The sequence below is a fragment of the Citrobacter sp. Cf118 genome (assembly GCF_030334095.1).
Taxonomy (GTDB): Bacteria; Pseudomonadota; Gammaproteobacteria; order Enterobacterales; family Enterobacteriaceae; genus Citrobacter; species Citrobacter freundii.
In genome coordinates this window covers 86583-102714 of record NZ_JAOWES010000086.1, presented here as the reverse complement: position 1 = coordinate 102714, position 16132 = coordinate 86583, and the positions used below count along the sequence as shown (strand labels likewise).

The following is a 16132-nucleotide window of genomic DNA, read 5'->3' as shown; positions in this document are numbered from 1 at the left end:
GAGAAAATGACATTATCCCGCGTGAGCGCCATCAACTGGAACAAGATTGAAGATGATAAAGATCTTGAGGTATGGAACCGTCTGACCAGTAACTTCTGGCTCCCGGAAAAGGTTCCGCTCTCCAATGACATTCCGGCCTGGCAAACGTTGAACGCAGCCGAACAGCAGCTAACAATCCGCGTTTTTACCGGGCTGACGCTGCTCGACACCATTCAGAATGTTGCCGGAGCACCAGCGTTAATGACTGATTCGTTAACGCCGCATGAAGAGGCGGTGCTGTCGAATATCAGCTTTATGGAGGCGGTGCACGCCCGTTCCTATAGCTCTATTTTCTCCACCCTTTGCCAGACCAAAGATGTGGATGCAGCTTACGCCTGGAGTGAAGAAAATACCCCACTCCAGCGCAAGGCGCAGATCGTTTTGGCACATTACGCCAGCGACGAACCGTTGAAGAAAAAAATAGCCAGCGTGTTTCTGGAATCCTTCCTGTTCTATTCTGGCTTCTGGTTACCGATGTATTTCTCCAGCCGCGGTAAACTGACCAATACCGCCGATCTCATTCGTCTGATCATTCGTGATGAAGCGGTTCATGGGTATTACATTGGTTATAAATATCAAAAAGGTCTGGAGCATATTTCCGAATCATCACGCGACGAGTTAAAGCATTTTGCCTTTGACCTGTTGATGGAATTGTATGATAACGAAGCGCGTTATACGGAAGAATTGTATGCACAGACCGGCTGGGTGGATGACGTCAAAGCCTTCCTTTGTTACAACGCCAATAAGGCATTAATGAATTTGGGATATGAAGCGCTATTTCCGCCTGAAATGGCGGAGGTTAACCCGGCAATCCTTGCCGCGCTGTCGCCCAACGCTGACGAAAACCACGATTTCTTCTCGGGTTCCGGTTCATCCTATGTGATGGGAAAAGCGGTCGAAACCGAAGATGACGACTGGAATTTCTAGCACTCATTTTCACGGGAAATACCGTACATTTTTCGCGGAAATATTTTAACAGGATCACACTTTTGTCGTGCAAATATAATTGTGTGATCTACACTCAATATCAGACGCATTATTCGCCTGCATTCCAGCAATTCAGGCGACTTTTCATTGCCATTTACAAAAAATATTAAGCCGCTCACATTCGCGCTCAGCCCTTATATCACGGGAAGTCCCGCCACCTGGCCTTTGGCAATATTCATGCCACAACCAAATTCAGGGTTGTCTCAGATTCTCAGTATGTTAGGGTAGAAAAAGGTCACTATTTCCATCAGGTAATATATCGATATAAACAAATAACAGGAATCATTCTATTGCATGGCAATTAAATTAGAAGTTAAAAATCTCTATAAGATATTTGGAGAGCATCCCCAGAGAGCCTTCAAATATATTGAAAAAGGACTTTCAAAAGAGCAGATTCTGGATAAAACGGGGCTATCGCTTGGCGTTAAGAACGCCAGTCTGGCCATTGAAGAAGGCGAGATATTTGTCATCATGGGATTATCCGGTTCGGGTAAATCCACAATGGTACGCCTTCTCAATCGCCTGATTGAACCCACCCGCGGGCAGGTATTGATTGACGGCGTAGACATCGCCCGGATATCCGATGCTGAGCTTCGCGAGGTGCGCAGAAAAAAGATTGCGATGGTGTTCCAGTCCTTTGCCCTGATGCCGCACATGACGGTGCTGGACAATACGGCATTCGGCATGGAATTAGCCGGTGTTGGTGCGGATGAACGTCGTGAAAAAGCGTTAGATGCGCTACGTCAGGTTGGTCTGGAGAATTATGCTCACGGATACCCGGATGAACTTTCCGGGGGTATGCGCCAGCGTGTAGGCCTCGCCCGCGCATTAGCCATTAATCCTGACATCTTATTAATGGATGAGGCCTTCTCAGCCCTCGATCCATTAATTCGTACTGAGATGCAGGATGAACTGGTAAAACTACAGGCGAAGCATCAACGCACCGTGGTCTTTATATCGCATGATCTCGACGAAGCTATGCGTATTGGCGACAGAATTGCCATTATGCAAAACGGTGAAGTGGTCCAGGTCGGCACGCCGGATGAAATCCTGAATAATCCAGCCAATGATTATGTACGCACCTTCTTCCGCGGCGTTGATATTAGCCAGGTCTTCAGTGCGAAAGATATTTCACGCCGTAGCCCCGAAGGTTTAATTCGTAAAACGCCCGGGGTGGGTCCACGTTCGGCGCTGCAATTATTGCAGGACAAAGATCGCGAATATGGTTACGTGATCGAACGCGGCAATAAATTCGTTGGCGTTGTTTCAATCGACTCCTTAAAAACAGCGTTAAGTCAGGCGCAAGGTATTGAAGCGGCATTGATCGATGAGCCGTTAGCCGTAGATGCACAAACTCCTCTCAGCGAGTTGCTTTCTCATGTCGGCCAGGCCCCGTGCGCGGTGCCGGTTGTTGATGAGGAACAGCAGTATGTGGGCGTCATTTCAAAACGCATGCTGTTACAGGCTTTAGATCGTGAGGGGGTAAACAATGGCTGATCAAACTAATCCGTGGGATACCACACCAGCGGCCGACAGCGCCGCACAAACTGCCGATGCCTGGAGCACGCCATCCGGTGCGCCCACTGATGGCAGTGGCGCGGACTGGCTGACCAGCGCCCCCGCGCCGGCACCAGAGCATTTCAATATTATGGATCCGTTCCATAAAACGCTGATCCCACTGGACAGCTGGGTCACAGAGGGGATCGACTGGGTCGTTACCCATTTCCGTCCGGTCTTCCAGGGCATTCGTGTCCCGGTGGATTACATTCTCAACGGTTTTCAACAGCTGCTGTTAGGTATGCCAGCCCCGGTGGCGATTATCCTGTTCGCGCTGATTGCCTGGCAAATTTCCGGCGTTGGGATGGGCGTTGCTACGCTGATTTCCTTGATTGCCATCGGTGCCATCGGCGCGTGGTCGCAGGCCATGATAACCCTGGCGCTGGTGTTGACCGCGTTGCTGTTCTGCGTGGTGATCGGTCTGCCGATGGGGATCTGGTTGGCGCGCAGTCCACGGGCCGCAAAAATTGTTCGCCCGCTGCTGGACGCCATGCAAACCACACCCGCGTTTGTCTATCTGGTGCCGATTGTCATGTTGTTCGGTATTGGTAACGTCCCGGGCGTAGTGGTGACGATTATCTTCGCCCTGCCGCCAATCGTACGTCTGACTATTCTGGGGATTAACCAGGTTCCAGCCGATCTGATTGAAGCCTCGCGCTCGTTTGGTGCCAGCCCACGTCAGATGCTGTTTAAAGTGCAGCTCCCGCTGGCAATGCCCACCATTATGGCCGGGGTTAACCAGACGCTGATGCTGGCGCTCTCAATGGTCGTCATCGCGTCGATGATTGCCGTGGGCGGGCTGGGTCAGATGGTTCTGCGCGGAATTGGTCGTCTGGATATGGGGCTTGCCACCGTCGGCGGAGTTGGGATTGTGATCCTCGCCATCATTCTGGATCGCCTGACGCAGGCCGTTGGTCGCGATTCGCGTAGCCGTGGCAACCGTCGCTGGTACACCACTGGTCCCGTTGGGCTTATCACTCGCCCTTTCACGAAGTAATTCACCCGTTGCCCGGTGGCGCATTGCTTACCGGGCCTACAATTCATTAACTTGCACAAAATCATTCAAGTTGCATCGCGGCGGCAAAGGAATGTATCCCCAGGAGCGTACAAGTAGTACGTGACTGGGGTGCATGAGTGCAGCCAACAAAGAGGCGGCTTGAAGGATGAAGTGCAATAAGGAACAACGATGCGACAGAAAATTATTATTGCCACAGCGTTTGCCACCCTTGTCTCCACCAGCACTTTCGCTGCCGACCTGCCGGGCAAAGGCATCACCGTACAGCCAATCCAGAGCACTATCTCTGAAGAATCCTTCCAGACGCAGTTAGTCGCTCGTGCGCTGGAGAAACTGGGTTACACCGTTAACAAAACCAGCGAAGTTGACTACAACGTCGGCTATACCTCCATTGCCTCTGGCGATGCAACTTTTACCGCCGTGAACTGGCAGCCGCTGCATGATGATATGTACGCCGCGGCGGGCGGAGACAAAAAGTTTTATCGCGAGGGGGTATTCGTTACGGGTGCCGCACAAGGTTATCTGATCGACAAAAAAACCGCTGAGCAGTACAAAATCACCAATATCGCCCAGTTAAAAGATCCGAAGATCGCCAAAATCTTTGACACCAACGGTGACGGAAAAGCCGATATGATGGGCTGTTCACCGGGCTGGGGTTGTGAAGCAGTAATCAACCACCAGAACAAAGCCTTTGATCTGGAAAAAACCGTCGAGGTCAGCCACGGTAACTATGCAGCAATGATGGCTGACACCATTACCCGCTTCAAAGAAGGTAAACCCATTCTTTACTACACCTGGACACCGTACTGGGTCAGCGACGTAATGAAGCCGGGTAAAGATGTGGTCTGGCTGCAGGTGCCGTTCTCTTCCCTGCCAGGCGAGCAGAAAGATATTGATACCAAGCTGCCAAACGGCGCCAACTACGGCTTCCCGGTGAACACGATGCATATTGTCGCCAATAAAGCCTGGGCAGAGAAAAACCCGGCTGCGGCGAAACTGTTTGCCATCATGAAGCTGCCGCTGGCGGATATCAACGCGCAGAACGCAATGATGCACGACGGGAAAGCGTCTGAAGCCGACGTGCAGGGTCACGTTGACGGCTGGATCAAAGCCCACCAGCAGCAGTTTGACGGCTGGGTGAACGAAGCGCTGGCCGCGCAGAAATAACCCACTCGTAGGCCTGATGAGCGTAGCGTCATCAGGCACAATAACCATACCAATGCCGGATAGTGGCGCGATGCGCCTTATCCGGCCTATCCACCCTCCTCCAATCGCACAATCCATCACTCAACAAATCAGCAACATTTAATCACTTCCGTTATGATTGTTTTCTGCAATCCATTATTCAGTTGAAAACCATGACGAAAACAACTCAGGGACTTAGCCCTTCGCTAATCCTGTTAATGTCTATCGCCACCGGCCTCGCCGTCGCCAGTAACTATTATGCGCAGCCGCTGCTCGACACCATCGCGCGCAACTTTTCGCTCTCTGCCAGTACCGCAGGGTTTATCGTCACCGCGGCCCAGCTCGGCTACGCCGCCGGCCTGCTGTTCTTAGTGCCGCTCGGCGATATGTTTGAACGCCGGATGCTGATTGTCTCCATGACGCTGTTAGCGGCTGGTGGCATGCTGATCACCGCCAGCAGCCAGTCGCTGGGTATGCTGATCCTCGGTACTGCCCTGACCGGGCTGTTCTCGGTAGTGGCACAGATTTTGGTTCCGCTGGCGGCAACGCTTGCCACACCGGACAAGCGCGGTAAAGTTGTTGGGACGATTATGAGCGGCCTGCTGCTAGGTATTCTACTGGCGCGCACCGTGGCGGGATTACTGGCGAATCTTGGCGGCTGGCGCACCGTATTTTGGGTCGCATCAGTATTAATGGCGCTGATGGCGGTTGCACTGTGGCGCGGCCTGCCGAAGATGAAATCCGATACCCATCTCAACTATCCGCAGCTGTTAGGCTCCGTATTCAGCCTGTTTATTCACGATAAATTGCTGCGTACCCGCGCGATGCTGGGCTGCCTGACTTTTGCCAATTTCAGTATTCTGTGGACCTCGATGGCGTTTTTGCTCGCCGCGCCGCCATTTAACTATTCGGAAGGAATGATTGGTCTGTTCGGTCTGGCGGGTGCCGCAGGGGCGTTAGGCGCACGTCCGGCGGGCGGTTTTGCCGATAAAGGTAAATCCCACCTGACCACAACTATGGGGCTGCTATTACTACTGCTCTCCTGGCTTGCTATTTGGTTTGGGCACGCTTCAGTCCCCATGCTGATTATCGGTATTCTGGTGTTGGACCTCACCGTTCAGGGAGTGCACATCACCAACCAGACGGTTATCTATCGTATTCATCCTGACGCGCGTAATCGCCTGACAGCCGGATACATGACCAGCTATTTTATTGGCGGAGCGGCAGGTTCGCTGATTTCAGCCTCTGCCTGGCAGCATGCCGGGTGGGCTGGCGTTTGTCTGGCAGGTACGACCGTTGCCATACTCAACCTGTTGGTCTGGTGGCGAGGTTTTCACCGTCAGGAAGCCGTAAATTAAGCGTATAACGCATGTTTACCGCTGATTGGGCTCCACAGGGTGTTAAGGAGCCCATCAGTCTGCTAAGGTTATAACTCATTGAACCAAGTTATATTAATTTCGGTAATGAAACCTATAACCCTATGGAAAGCCCTGTACCCCAGTCTGAATCCAGTTCGGCAACGTTAACGGAAGGATTCAAAGACAGCCTGCCAATTGTTATCAGCTATATTCCGGTCGCTTTTGCATTTGGTCTCAATGCCACTCGCCTTGGCTTTACACCGGTTGAAAGCGTCTTTTTCTCCTGCATTATCTATGCGGGAGCCAGCCAGTTTGTTATTACCACCATGCTCGCCGCAGGCAGTTCGCTGTGGGTCGCCGCGCTGACCGTCATGGCCATGGATGTCCGTCATGTTTTGTACGGCCCTTCCCTGCGTAGTCGGATCGCCCAGCGACTGAGTAAACCCAAAAGCGCGCTGTGGGCTTTTGGCCTTACCGATGAAGTCTTTGCCGCTGCAACGGCAAAACTGGTACGGGATAACCGGCGCTGGAGTGAAAACTGGATGATCGGAATTGCGCTATGCTCCTGGGCCTCCTGGGTGTTTGGTACGGTGCTCGGCGCGTTTTCCGGCAGTGGTTTACTCAAAGATTACCCGGCGGTTGAAGCGGCACTGGGCTTCATGCTCCCGGCGCTGTTTATGAGCTTCCTGCTCGCGTCATTCCAACGAAAACAGGCGCTCTGCGTGACTGCGGCCCTCGCCGGGGCGCTGGCTGGCGTCATGCTGTTTTCCATCCCTGCCGCTATCCTTGCAGGTATTGTCTGTGGATGCCTGACGGCGCTCATCCAGTCATTTTGGCAAGGAGGTCCTGATGAGCTATGAAGTTCTGCTACTTGGCCTGTTGGTCGGCTGCGTAAATTACTGTTTTCGCTATTTGCCGCTCCGTCTTGGGGTCGGCAATGTTCGCCCGACGAAGCGCGGCGCGACGGGCATATTACTTGACACTATTGGCATTACTTCAATTTGCGCCCTGCTGGTGGTGTCTACCGCGCCAGAAGTGATGCACGACGCTCGTCGGTTCGTGCCTACTCTGGTGGGGTTTGTCATACTGGGTGCAAGCTTCTATAAGACCCGCAGCATCATCATTCCAACGTTACTGAGTGCTCTGGGCTATGGATTAGCCTGGAAAATGTTGGTTGTCTTATAGATAAAAACAATCATTTTAAATTAATAATACATTTACTTTATTTGTCACCGTCGTTACTATATCGGCTGAAATTAATGAGGTTATACCCAAATGGATAGTTCGTTTACGCCCATTGAACAAATGCTAAAATTTCGCGCCAGCCGCTACGAAGAGTTCCCTTATCAGGAAGTGCTTCTGACTCGTCTATGCATGCACATGCAGGGCAAGCTGCTGGAAAATCGCAATAAGATGCTGAAAGCTCAAGGGATTAACGAGACGTTGTTTATGGCGTTGATTACGCTGGAGTCTCAGGAAAACCACAGTATTCAGCCTTCTGAACTGAGTTGTGCGCTTGGCTCGTCACGTACTAACGCTACCCGCATCGCGGATGAGTTAGAAAAACGTGGCTGGATCGAACGTCGCGAAAGCGATAACGATCGCCGCTGTCTGCATCTGCAATTGACCGAGAAAGGCCATGCATTTTTGCAAGAGGTGTTACCGCCTCAGCATAATTGCCTGCATCAGCTCTGGTCGTCTCTTAGCACTACCGAAAAAGATCAGCTTGAGCAAATTACCCGTAAACTTCTGACCCGTCTTGATCAGATGGAGCAGGATGGCGCGGTGTTAGAAGCGCTGCGCTAAGGCGTCGACTCGCTCAGAAATCCAGATTTATAAATGAAAAAACCGACAGGCCAGCACGCATACTGCTGGCCTGTCTGATAAACAGGTCGGCTCAGCCGATGTGAATAAAAAGAAGATCGTGGAGAACAACATGAGCGCAAATGCGGAGACTCAAACCCCGCAGCAACCGGTCAAGAAGAATGGCAAACGTAAAAGTCTGCTTCTCCTTCTGACCTTGCTCTTTATTATCATTGCCGTGGCATATGGGATTTATTGGTTTTTAGTACTGCGTCATTACGAAGATACAGACGATGCGTACGTGGCAGGGAACCAGGTTCAAATCATGGCGCAGGTATCAGGCAGCGTGACGAAAGTCTGGGCTGATAACACTGACTTTGTAAAACAAGGCGATGTGCTAGTCACCCTCGACCAGACAGATGCCAAACAGGCATTTGAAAAAGCCAAAACTGCGCTGGCTTCCAGCGTGCGTCAGACGCACCAGTTGATGATCAACAGCAAGCAGTTACAGGCCAACATTGAAGTGCAGAAAACAGCTCTGGCGCAGGCACAAAGCGATTTTAATCGCCGAGTCCCGCTGGGCAACGCCAACCTGATTGGCCGCGAAGAACTGCAACATGCGCGTGATGCCGTCGCCAGCGCTCAGGCTCAGCTTGATGTCGCAATCCAACAATATAATGCTAACCAGGCAATGATTCTCGGCAGCAAGCTGGAAGATCAACCCGCCGTACAACAGGCCGCCACCGAAGTGCGCGATGCCTGGCTGGCGCTGGAACGTACCAGAATTGTCAGCCCAATGACCGGTTATGTATCCCGTCGCGCCGTACAGCCTGGTGCGCAGATTAGCCCAACCACGCCGCTGATGGCGGTTGTTCCGGCCACTAACCTGTGGGTAGATGCCAACTTCAAAGAAACACAGCTCGCCCACATTCGTATTGGTCAACCCGCGACGGTTATCAGCGATATTTACGGCGATGACGTAAAATATACCGGTAAAGTTGTCGGCCTCGATATGGGAACGGGCAGCGCCTTCTCCTTGCTGCCAGCACAAAACGCGACCGGTAACTGGATCAAAGTCGTCCAGCGTCTGCCGGTGCGTATCGAACTGGATGCGCAGCAACTGGCACAGCATCCTCTGCGGATCGGTTTGTCTACGCTGGTTACAGTCGATACCTCCAATCGTGACGGACAAATTCTGGCAAGCCAGGTCCGCACCACGCCGGTATCAGAAAGTAATGCACGTGAAATCGACCTTGCTCCGGTCAATAAGATGATCGAAGAGATCGTGCGGGCCAACGCGGGCTAATTCAAAGGTGCGTGTGATGCAACAGCAAAAACCGCTGGAAGGCGCGCAGCTCGTCATAATGACGATCGCGCTGTCCCTGGCGACATTCATGCAGGTGCTGGACTCCACCATTGCTAACGTGGCGATCCCCACTATCGCCGGGAACCTCGGCTCTTCACTGAGCCAGGGAACCTGGGTGATCACCTCATTCGGGGTGGCGAACGCTATCTCTATTCCGATCACCGGCTGGCTGGCAAAACGCTTTGGCGAAGTAAGACTCTTTATGTGGTCAACTATCGCCTTCGTCATTGCGTCATGGGCATGCGGGATGTCCACCAGCCTGAACATGCTGATTTTCTTCCGCGTAATCCAGGGTATTGTCGCCGGTCCATTAATTCCGCTGTCACAGAGCCTGTTGCTGAATAACTATCCACCCGCCAAGCGTTCCATCGCCCTCGCGCTATGGTCGATGACGGTGATTGTTGCCCCGATATGTGGTCCTATTCTGGGGGGCTATATCAGCGACAACTATCACTGGGGCTGGATATTTTTTATCAACGTGCCAATCGGGGCTGCGGTGGTATTGATGACCCTGCAAACCCTGCGCGGTCGGGAAACCAAAACCGAGCAGCGGCGCATTGACGCCATTGGTCTGGCACTGCTGGTCATCGGTATCGGCAGTTTGCAGATTATGCTCGACCGCGGCAAAGAGCTGGACTGGTTCGCCTCGCAGGAGATTATCATCCTGACGGTGGTCGCCGTGGTTGCTATCAGCTTCCTGATCGTCTGGGAGCTTACCGACGAGCACCCTATTGTCGATCTCTCGCTGTTTAAGTCGCGCAACTTTACCATCGGCTGCCTGTGTATTAGCCTGGCCTATATGCTCTACTTCGGCGCCATCGTCCTGCTGCCGCAGCTATTGCAGGAGGTTTACGGCTATACGGCAACCTGGGCTGGTCTGGCGTCAGCGCCGGTTGGGGTTATTCCGGTGATCCTGTCGCCGATTATCGGCCGCTTCGCGCACAAGCTGGATATGCGTCGGCTGGTGACGTTCAGTTTTATTATGTACGCCGTCTGTTTCTACTGGCGTGCGTGGACGTTCGAGCCGGGTATGGACTTTGGCGCATCGGCCTGGCCGCAGTTTATTCAGGGGTTCGCAGTAGCCTGCTTCTTTATGCCGCTGACGACCATTACGCTGTCCGGTTTACCGCCTGAGCGTCTGGCGGCTGCATCGAGCTTGTCTAACTTTACGCGAACGCTGGCCGGCTCTATTGGTACATCGATTACAACAACGATGTGGACTAACCGTGAGTCGCTGCACCATGCTCAGCTAACGGAATCTGTTAACCCCTACAATCCAAATGCACAGGCTATGTACGATAAGCTGCAGGATTTAGGGATGACGCACCAGCAGGCGTCAGGATGGATAGCTCAGCAGATCACTAATCAGGGTCTGATTATTTCCGCCAACGAAATCTTCTGGATGTCGGCGGGGATCTTCCTGGTTTTGCTTGGTCTGGTGTGGTTCGCTAAACCGCCCTTCGGCGCGGGCGGCGGCGGCGGTGGAGCGCATTAACTATCTGATAAAAGGGATCTGCGGATCCCTTTTTTATTGTGGCCAGCATCAGAAATAATATTTGAATCTCAGGCGTCCGCCGTAACGTGCATCTTCGCTGTTGTCGCCATTGTTCGGATCGGCCTCAACCCATGAGGCATAAGCACCGAGATAGATATTAAAGTTTTTCATATCCATCACATTGGGGAATAAATATGAGGCATGAATAGTGTGAATGTCATAATTGCCGGGATCGGTGATCCAGCAATCGTTCTCACAAACGGCATCGATATTGGTAGCATTGAAGGCTTCGATTTTGTTATGCGCATAGATATAGCCCAGTTCGAATCGATGCCACAACGCGTTCACCCCAGCGGTAAAATCGGTCTCATCGGTCGCGTCCATATAAGCAGTATTCAGGTTAATCACCGCGCCGTCTTCCGCATCGGTTTTTTGTCCGTCCCAGGTCATGGTAAAACCATACCCCGTACGATCGGACTGATCGATCCACTTCCCGTTCTCATAATAGCCGTAGGCGTTGTTAACGACGTTACTTTCCATCGCCACTGCCGTCGAGAAACGCCCATTTTGCCAGGCGATCACCGGGCGCACGTAAGCCACGTTTTTATCATTGGTTAAGTCCATCCCGTGGTACTGCTTCTCGGTATAGAGCGTACTGCCACTTTCCATCAATGTATTCACTTCAAAATACCAGTTATCGATGGTTTTACTGATCAGGAAATTACCGCCGCTGTCGCTACGTCCACGCCCCTCTTTCATCATATAAATATAGCCATAGCCATCACTGTAAAGATCATTCGCCGTATTACCTGAATATTCAATAAACGTATCCTGATTCAGCGGGAACATATCGTACGCTTCAAAACGTCCGACCTTAATTTGCCAGTCTTTTTCCTGACCAAAAAAGAACACTGCATCATCGAGATTCATTTTTCCGGTCAGGTCTGCCAGCGGCTGAACTGAGAATCCGGCGAAATTACCGTTGTTCAGTCGTTGGTAGCCATCAAACCCTAATAGCAGACGCCCGTTGATATCCCAACGTTCATTCGTTCCCGGCGCCCAATCTTTATTTGCCGAAGTTCTGGTTGATGTCAGACTACCAGAGCGGCTTGCCGCATCCATATTAAACTCAACGTCGCCATAGAACTTGATATCGCTAAAACCGGATAGCGTTAACTTGGGTGGATTTTCCGTAGAGGCGGAGGGTTCAGCAGACTGTACTTGCACCGTCGGCGCTGCAGCTACCTGCTGCTGCCTCAGCGAGCGAATTTGCGATTCAGCATCTGCGGCTCGCTGTTCGGCATTAATCACACGCTGCTCCAGTTCGACAAGACGCTGTTCAATAGCGGTATTTGCTGCCCAAAGGTTATGCGAAAAGCAAGCGCCGACCACAAGCGCTAAATATTTCACCTTCATTTTTTATCCCTAAAGTTTAATGTATACCAGATAAGATTTGATAAAAACCCCATCCACAAGCGATGAAAAGAGTCTTTTTATTACCTGGATACCTGGCGTATTCCATTATGTTTTTCTATTAATTATTTATGTTTTTTGATTTATGTGATCGGTGTGGGCTGGCATCGTTAATTATCCATTATTTTCTGTTTGCCAGATCACGTTTTATTATTTAACAGGTCACCCATTAATTAACTGAAATTATATTCCTGTCGTAAATATAATAGATATAGATTATATTACGAAATAAAAAACCCCGGACATAAACCGGGGTTAATTTAAATACTGGAACAGCTAATCAATAAGACTAAATATGCAGTTCCTGCAATTTCTCTTTCGGCAGCGCCAGCTCTTCATTGCTGTTCACGCGTACATCCCGCTCCAGAATATGACGCGCGATATCCTGTGCTTCGCTAAGAGAGTGCATCTGATACGTACCGCACTGGTAAACGTTCAGCTCCGGGATCTGGTTCTGATCCTGTACTTTCAGCACGTCCGCCATTGCCGCTTTCCACGCATCGGCAACACGCTGCTCGTCCGGCGTACCAATCAGGCTCATGTAGAAGCCGGTACGGCATCCCATCGGAGAGATATCAATAATCTCAACGCCATTACCGTTCAGGTGGTTACGCATAAAACCTGCAAACAGGTGCTCCAGCGTATGGATACCTTTCTCAGGCATGACTTCTTTGTTCGGAATGCAGAAACGCAGATCAAACACGGTGATTGCGTCGCCATGCGGGGTATTCATCGTTTTTGCAACCCGGACCGCGGGAGCTTCCATCCGGGTGTGATCGACAGTAAAACTATCTAACAACGGCATTTAGCCACCTCCGATAAATTTTTTAAAAATAATCTGAACTCTTTGTTCCGGGGCGAGTCTGAGTATATGAAAGACGCGCATTTGTTATCATCATCCCTGTTTTCAGAGATGAAATTTTGGCCACTCCCGAGTGGCCTTTTTCTTTTGTATCAAGCGTGCTTTTCCAGCCACACGCTAAACGGCTCAGTATCAGCCGCTTCTATCTCCTGCTGACGACGCTTCGAAGCCTCGGTTTCAGCAATAAATTCAGCTTCCTGCAATATTTCTAATGGCTCTTCACGCAGCAGATTTCGGTAAGCCTCACCCAGCGCTTTGCCCGTGCCGCCAATGCCTTCATCAATCATAGACCGTAGGATCCGGGCAGAGAAAGTCAGTTCAGGATTGTCAAAACAGACAACCAGTTCATCACAGACCTTCTGATACTCCTCTCCCCCATCGATGCTGTCCAGCGTTTGTGCCACACGTTTAAGATCGCGGAACAAATCTTTCCCAACCTTAGGCAGCGGGAACTGGGCTGTTTCACAGCCAATACCTAACGTCAGTCCAGGCTTACGCCCTTCGAGAATCACACGATTCCAGTTTTTACGCGTACACAGCAATTCATCGCTGCTCATTTCCGGGGCATCGGCCAGCGCACACCAGACCATAAACAGATCGAGGAAGCGCACCTGCTGCTCGTCCACGCCGATCGGTGAGAACGGGTTGATATCCAGCGAGCGTACTTCGATGTACTCGATACCGCCACGCAGAAGCGCATCAGATGGTGTTTCACCACGACGAGTAACGCGTTTCGGACGAATAGGCGCATACAGCTCATTTTCAATCTGCAGAACGTTGCTGTTGATTTGCAGACGCTTACCGTCTTTCTCCAGACCGATCGCCGCGTACTCCTCGGAAGGAGTCTTAATCGCGCGCTTTAATCCTGCCACATACTCATGCAAATCGTTAAACGTAATTCCAAGATTGCTTTGCGACTTATTGGTATAGCCCAAATCACTCAGACGCAACGAGGTCGCGTACGGCAGGTAGTACATCCCGCAGTCGGTTTTTTCAAACGGCAGGGTTGTTGGTTTTCCTTGCAGGAATGAGGAACAAATGGCCGGAGAGGCGCCAAACAGATACGGGATCACCCAACCAAAACGGTAGTAGTTGCGGATCAGACGGAAGTAGCCCGCGGAGATCTTCTCTTTAGCATCTTCGCCTTCGGTTACGCCGCACTTCGCCTGCCAGAAAGCCATTGGCAGCGAGAAGTTGTAGTGTACGCCTGAGATTGTCTGCATCAACGCACCGTAACGGTTTTTAAGGCCTTCACGGTACAGCGTCTTCAGGCGACCGGTGTTCGACGTGCCGTACTGCGCCAGTTCGATATCCTGGCCTTCGGCAATATAGCAAGGCATGCTCAACGGCCACATACGCTCGTCGCCCAGGTTTCTGGCGGTATAACGATGCAGGTCGCGCATGAATGTGAGCATTTTCTCAATGTCATCGCCTGGCGGAGTGATAAATTCCAGCAGCGCTTCGGCAAAGTCAGTAGTTATCCATTTATGCGTTAGCGCTGAGCCTAACACCTCAGGATGGCCTGTCGTTGCTAATGACCCATCTGCATTAACACGCAGCGTTTCACGCTCCAGACCACGTTGAATCCCCTTTAACGCCTGAGGATGGTTTTCCAGCCAGGCCAGCGCCTGTGATACGTCCGGGATCAAATTGACCTCCCGCCTGTCAAAATCGTTTTAATTAGCATAATGGTATTGGTTACCCTGAAGGCTATCTCACAACACAATTAGTGCCACCACATAATGCCTTGCGTCGTAACCGCTGCGACAACAACATAGCGCAGCGCCTTGCCAAGGCATAAGAAAAAGAGAACTGGACCCCACGAGATGCGCATCCACCCGGCTAACAGGCACAATAAATCACCTACAACCGGCATCCAGCTTAATAATAGTGTGACAGCGCCATAGCGCTGCAGCCAGCCAGTGGCTTTTTCTTGCCAGCGCGATGTTTTACGCAAAGGAAAGAAACGCCCAAGGATAACGTTAGTTAACCCTCCAAGGCTATTACCCATTGTTGCTGTTAAGACTAAGACCCAGGGATGACTTATCCCGGAGACCAGCAAAGCAACTAAAACGACTTCAGAATTACCGGGTAATAGCGTGGCGCTGAGAAAACTGCTGGCAAACAGTGACAGGAGCGACAGTCCATCACTCACAATAACCGGACATCCACGGCGTCCATTCCCGCAGCGTGCGCCGCCTGTATTCCAAAATCGGCATCTTCAAACACGACGCAACGAGCCGGAATAACCCCCATACGTTCGGCACAAAGCAAAAACGTATCAGGAGCAGGTTTGTGGCGTTGTACGTGATCGGCTGCGACGACAGCATCAAAATAGCGACGCAGTCCAAGGTGAGCGAGCAGCGCTTCTGCAATTGCGCTTTCACTCCCCGTTCCTACCGCCATAGGCCGACGCCCATGCCAGGCTTTCACGACGTCAACCAACGGCAGAGGCTGGACGCTATCCAGCAACATGCTTTTCACCTTGTCAGTTTTCTCGCGCGCTAAGGCATGGGGGTCAAGATCGGCATGATTCAATTCAATTACCGACTGGGCAATACGCCACGTTGGGGAGCCGTTGAGGGCGACCATGGCTTGTTCATCAAAACGCAGCCCATAATGCCCCAATACCTCATGCCACGCCTTACGGTGCGTTGGCTCAGTATCCAGGATGGTGCCATCCATATCAAAAATCAAACCCGCATAACGTTCGTACATCGTCTTCTCACAAGCCGAATGACCAGACGTTATTTTATCGTAATTGATTGATTTTGTCGCTGACAGCGAATTGAGGGGTGTTCAGAGAGTATGTGGAAATAATTTAAAGGGGGAGATGGTGCATCCGGGAGGATGACTCACTAGCGTTCGCCCTGCGGGCCGTTGCTGGAGCAACGTTATCCTTCCTGGTGCTCGCGATTATCTCGCAGACCATGAAACAACAGTTTTGCTGCTATCTCGGAGAAGATGGTGCATCCGGGAGGATTCGAACCTC

Annotated in this window: 15 protein-coding genes and 1 tRNA gene (1 of these 16 running past the window's edge); 10 read left to right on the top strand and 6 right to left on the bottom strand. The window is 51.5% G+C overall.

The features are described 5' to 3' along the window. The first annotated feature begins 6 nt into the window (after nucleotides 1-6). The 10 genes from nrdF to emrB all read left to right on the top strand — a co-directional run bounded on the left by nrdF (nucleotide 7) and on the right by emrB (nucleotide 10805). A complete protein-coding gene (gene nrdF, locus OGX67_RS14600; protein ID WP_257651600.1) occupies nucleotides 7-966 on the top strand; it encodes a class 1b ribonucleoside-diphosphate reductase subunit beta in 960 nt (319 codons plus the stop codon). Nucleotides 967-1320: 354 nt separating this feature from the next. Then, entirely contained in the window at nucleotides 1321-2523 is a 1203-nt protein-coding gene (proV, locus tag OGX67_RS14595; protein WP_003037282.1) for a glycine betaine/L-proline ABC transporter ATP-binding protein ProV, read from the top strand. Beyond that, complete coding sequence (proW, locus tag OGX67_RS14590) at nucleotides 2516-3580, top strand: glycine betaine/L-proline ABC transporter permease ProW (RefSeq protein ID WP_071696799.1); 1065 nt, start codon at nucleotides 2516-2518, stop codon at nucleotides 3578-3580. Before proV ends, proW begins: the two co-directional genes overlap by 8 nt. A gap of 189 nt (nucleotides 3581-3769) precedes the next feature. Further along, nucleotides 3770-4765 (top strand): glycine betaine/L-proline ABC transporter substrate-binding protein ProX, encoded by a 996-nt coding sequence (gene proX / locus OGX67_RS14585; RefSeq protein WP_043017315.1) that lies wholly within the window; start codon nucleotides 3770-3772, stop codon nucleotides 4763-4765. Between the two features lie 191 nt (nucleotides 4766-4956). After that, on the top strand, nucleotides 4957-6141 hold the full coding sequence (locus tag OGX67_RS14580) for an MFS transporter (protein ID WP_003839673.1): 1185 nt from the start codon (nucleotides 4957-4959) through the stop codon (nucleotides 6139-6141). A gap of 122 nt (nucleotides 6142-6263) precedes the next feature. Then, complete coding sequence (locus OGX67_RS14575; protein ID WP_003839672.1) at nucleotides 6264-7001, top strand: AzlC family ABC transporter permease; 738 nt, start codon at nucleotides 6264-6266, stop codon at nucleotides 6999-7001. After that, nucleotides 6991-7326, top strand: a complete 336-nt coding sequence (ygaH, locus tag OGX67_RS14570) for an L-valine transporter subunit YgaH (protein WP_003037297.1) — start codon at nucleotides 6991-6993, stop codon at nucleotides 7324-7326. The genes OGX67_RS14575 and ygaH overlap by 11 nt, the downstream gene beginning before the upstream one ends. Before the next feature lie 90 nt (nucleotides 7327-7416). After that, on the top strand, nucleotides 7417-7947 hold the full coding sequence (gene emrR / locus OGX67_RS14565) for a multidrug efflux transporter EmrAB transcriptional repressor EmrR (RefSeq protein WP_003037300.1): 531 nt from the start codon (nucleotides 7417-7419) through the stop codon (nucleotides 7945-7947). A 130-nt stretch (nucleotides 7948-8077) separates the two neighbouring features. After that, complete coding sequence (gene emrA / locus OGX67_RS14560) at nucleotides 8078-9250, top strand: multidrug efflux MFS transporter periplasmic adaptor subunit EmrA (RefSeq protein WP_071696802.1); 1173 nt, start codon at nucleotides 8078-8080, stop codon at nucleotides 9248-9250. A gap of 16 nt (nucleotides 9251-9266) precedes the next feature. Then, nucleotides 9267-10805: a multidrug efflux MFS transporter permease subunit EmrB gene (gene emrB, locus OGX67_RS14555; RefSeq protein WP_016154159.1), complete on the top strand. Its 1539-nt coding sequence runs from the start codon at nucleotides 9267-9269 to the stop codon at nucleotides 10803-10805. Nucleotides 10806-10853: 48 nt separating this feature from the next. Here emrB and OGX67_RS14550 read toward each other — a convergent pair whose 3' ends face one another. The 6 genes from OGX67_RS14550 to OGX67_RS14525 all read right to left on the bottom strand — a co-directional run. Continuing rightward, the gene (locus OGX67_RS14550; protein ID WP_257651601.1) at nucleotides 10854-12221 is read right to left on the bottom strand and encodes a carbohydrate porin; all 1368 of its coding nucleotides are present in this window, start codon (nucleotides 12219-12221) and stop codon (nucleotides 10854-10856) included. 346 nt (nucleotides 12222-12567) lie between these two features. Then, the gene (gene luxS, locus OGX67_RS14545; protein WP_003037312.1) at nucleotides 12568-13083 is read right to left on the bottom strand and encodes an S-ribosylhomocysteine lyase; all 516 of its coding nucleotides are present in this window, start codon (nucleotides 13081-13083) and stop codon (nucleotides 12568-12570) included. Nucleotides 13084-13232: 149 nt separating this feature from the next. Continuing rightward, nucleotides 13233-14789, bottom strand: coding sequence for a glutamate--cysteine ligase (gene gshA / locus OGX67_RS14540; protein WP_003037314.1), 1557 nt, complete (start codon nucleotides 14787-14789; stop codon nucleotides 13233-13235). A gap of 77 nt (nucleotides 14790-14866) precedes the next feature. Continuing rightward, entirely contained in the window at nucleotides 14867-15295 is a 429-nt protein-coding gene (locus OGX67_RS14535; RefSeq protein WP_003037317.1) for a YqaA family protein, read from the bottom strand. Continuing rightward, the gene (gene yqaB, locus OGX67_RS14530) at nucleotides 15292-15858 is read right to left on the bottom strand and encodes a fructose-1-phosphate/6-phosphogluconate phosphatase (RefSeq protein ID WP_044699675.1); all 567 of its coding nucleotides are present in this window, start codon (nucleotides 15856-15858) and stop codon (nucleotides 15292-15294) included. Before yqaB ends, OGX67_RS14535 begins: the two co-directional genes overlap by 4 nt. A 247-nt stretch (nucleotides 15859-16105) precedes the next feature. Further along, nucleotides 16106-16132: transfer RNA gene (locus OGX67_RS14525), tRNA-Arg, on the bottom strand (it continues 116 nt past the right edge of the window).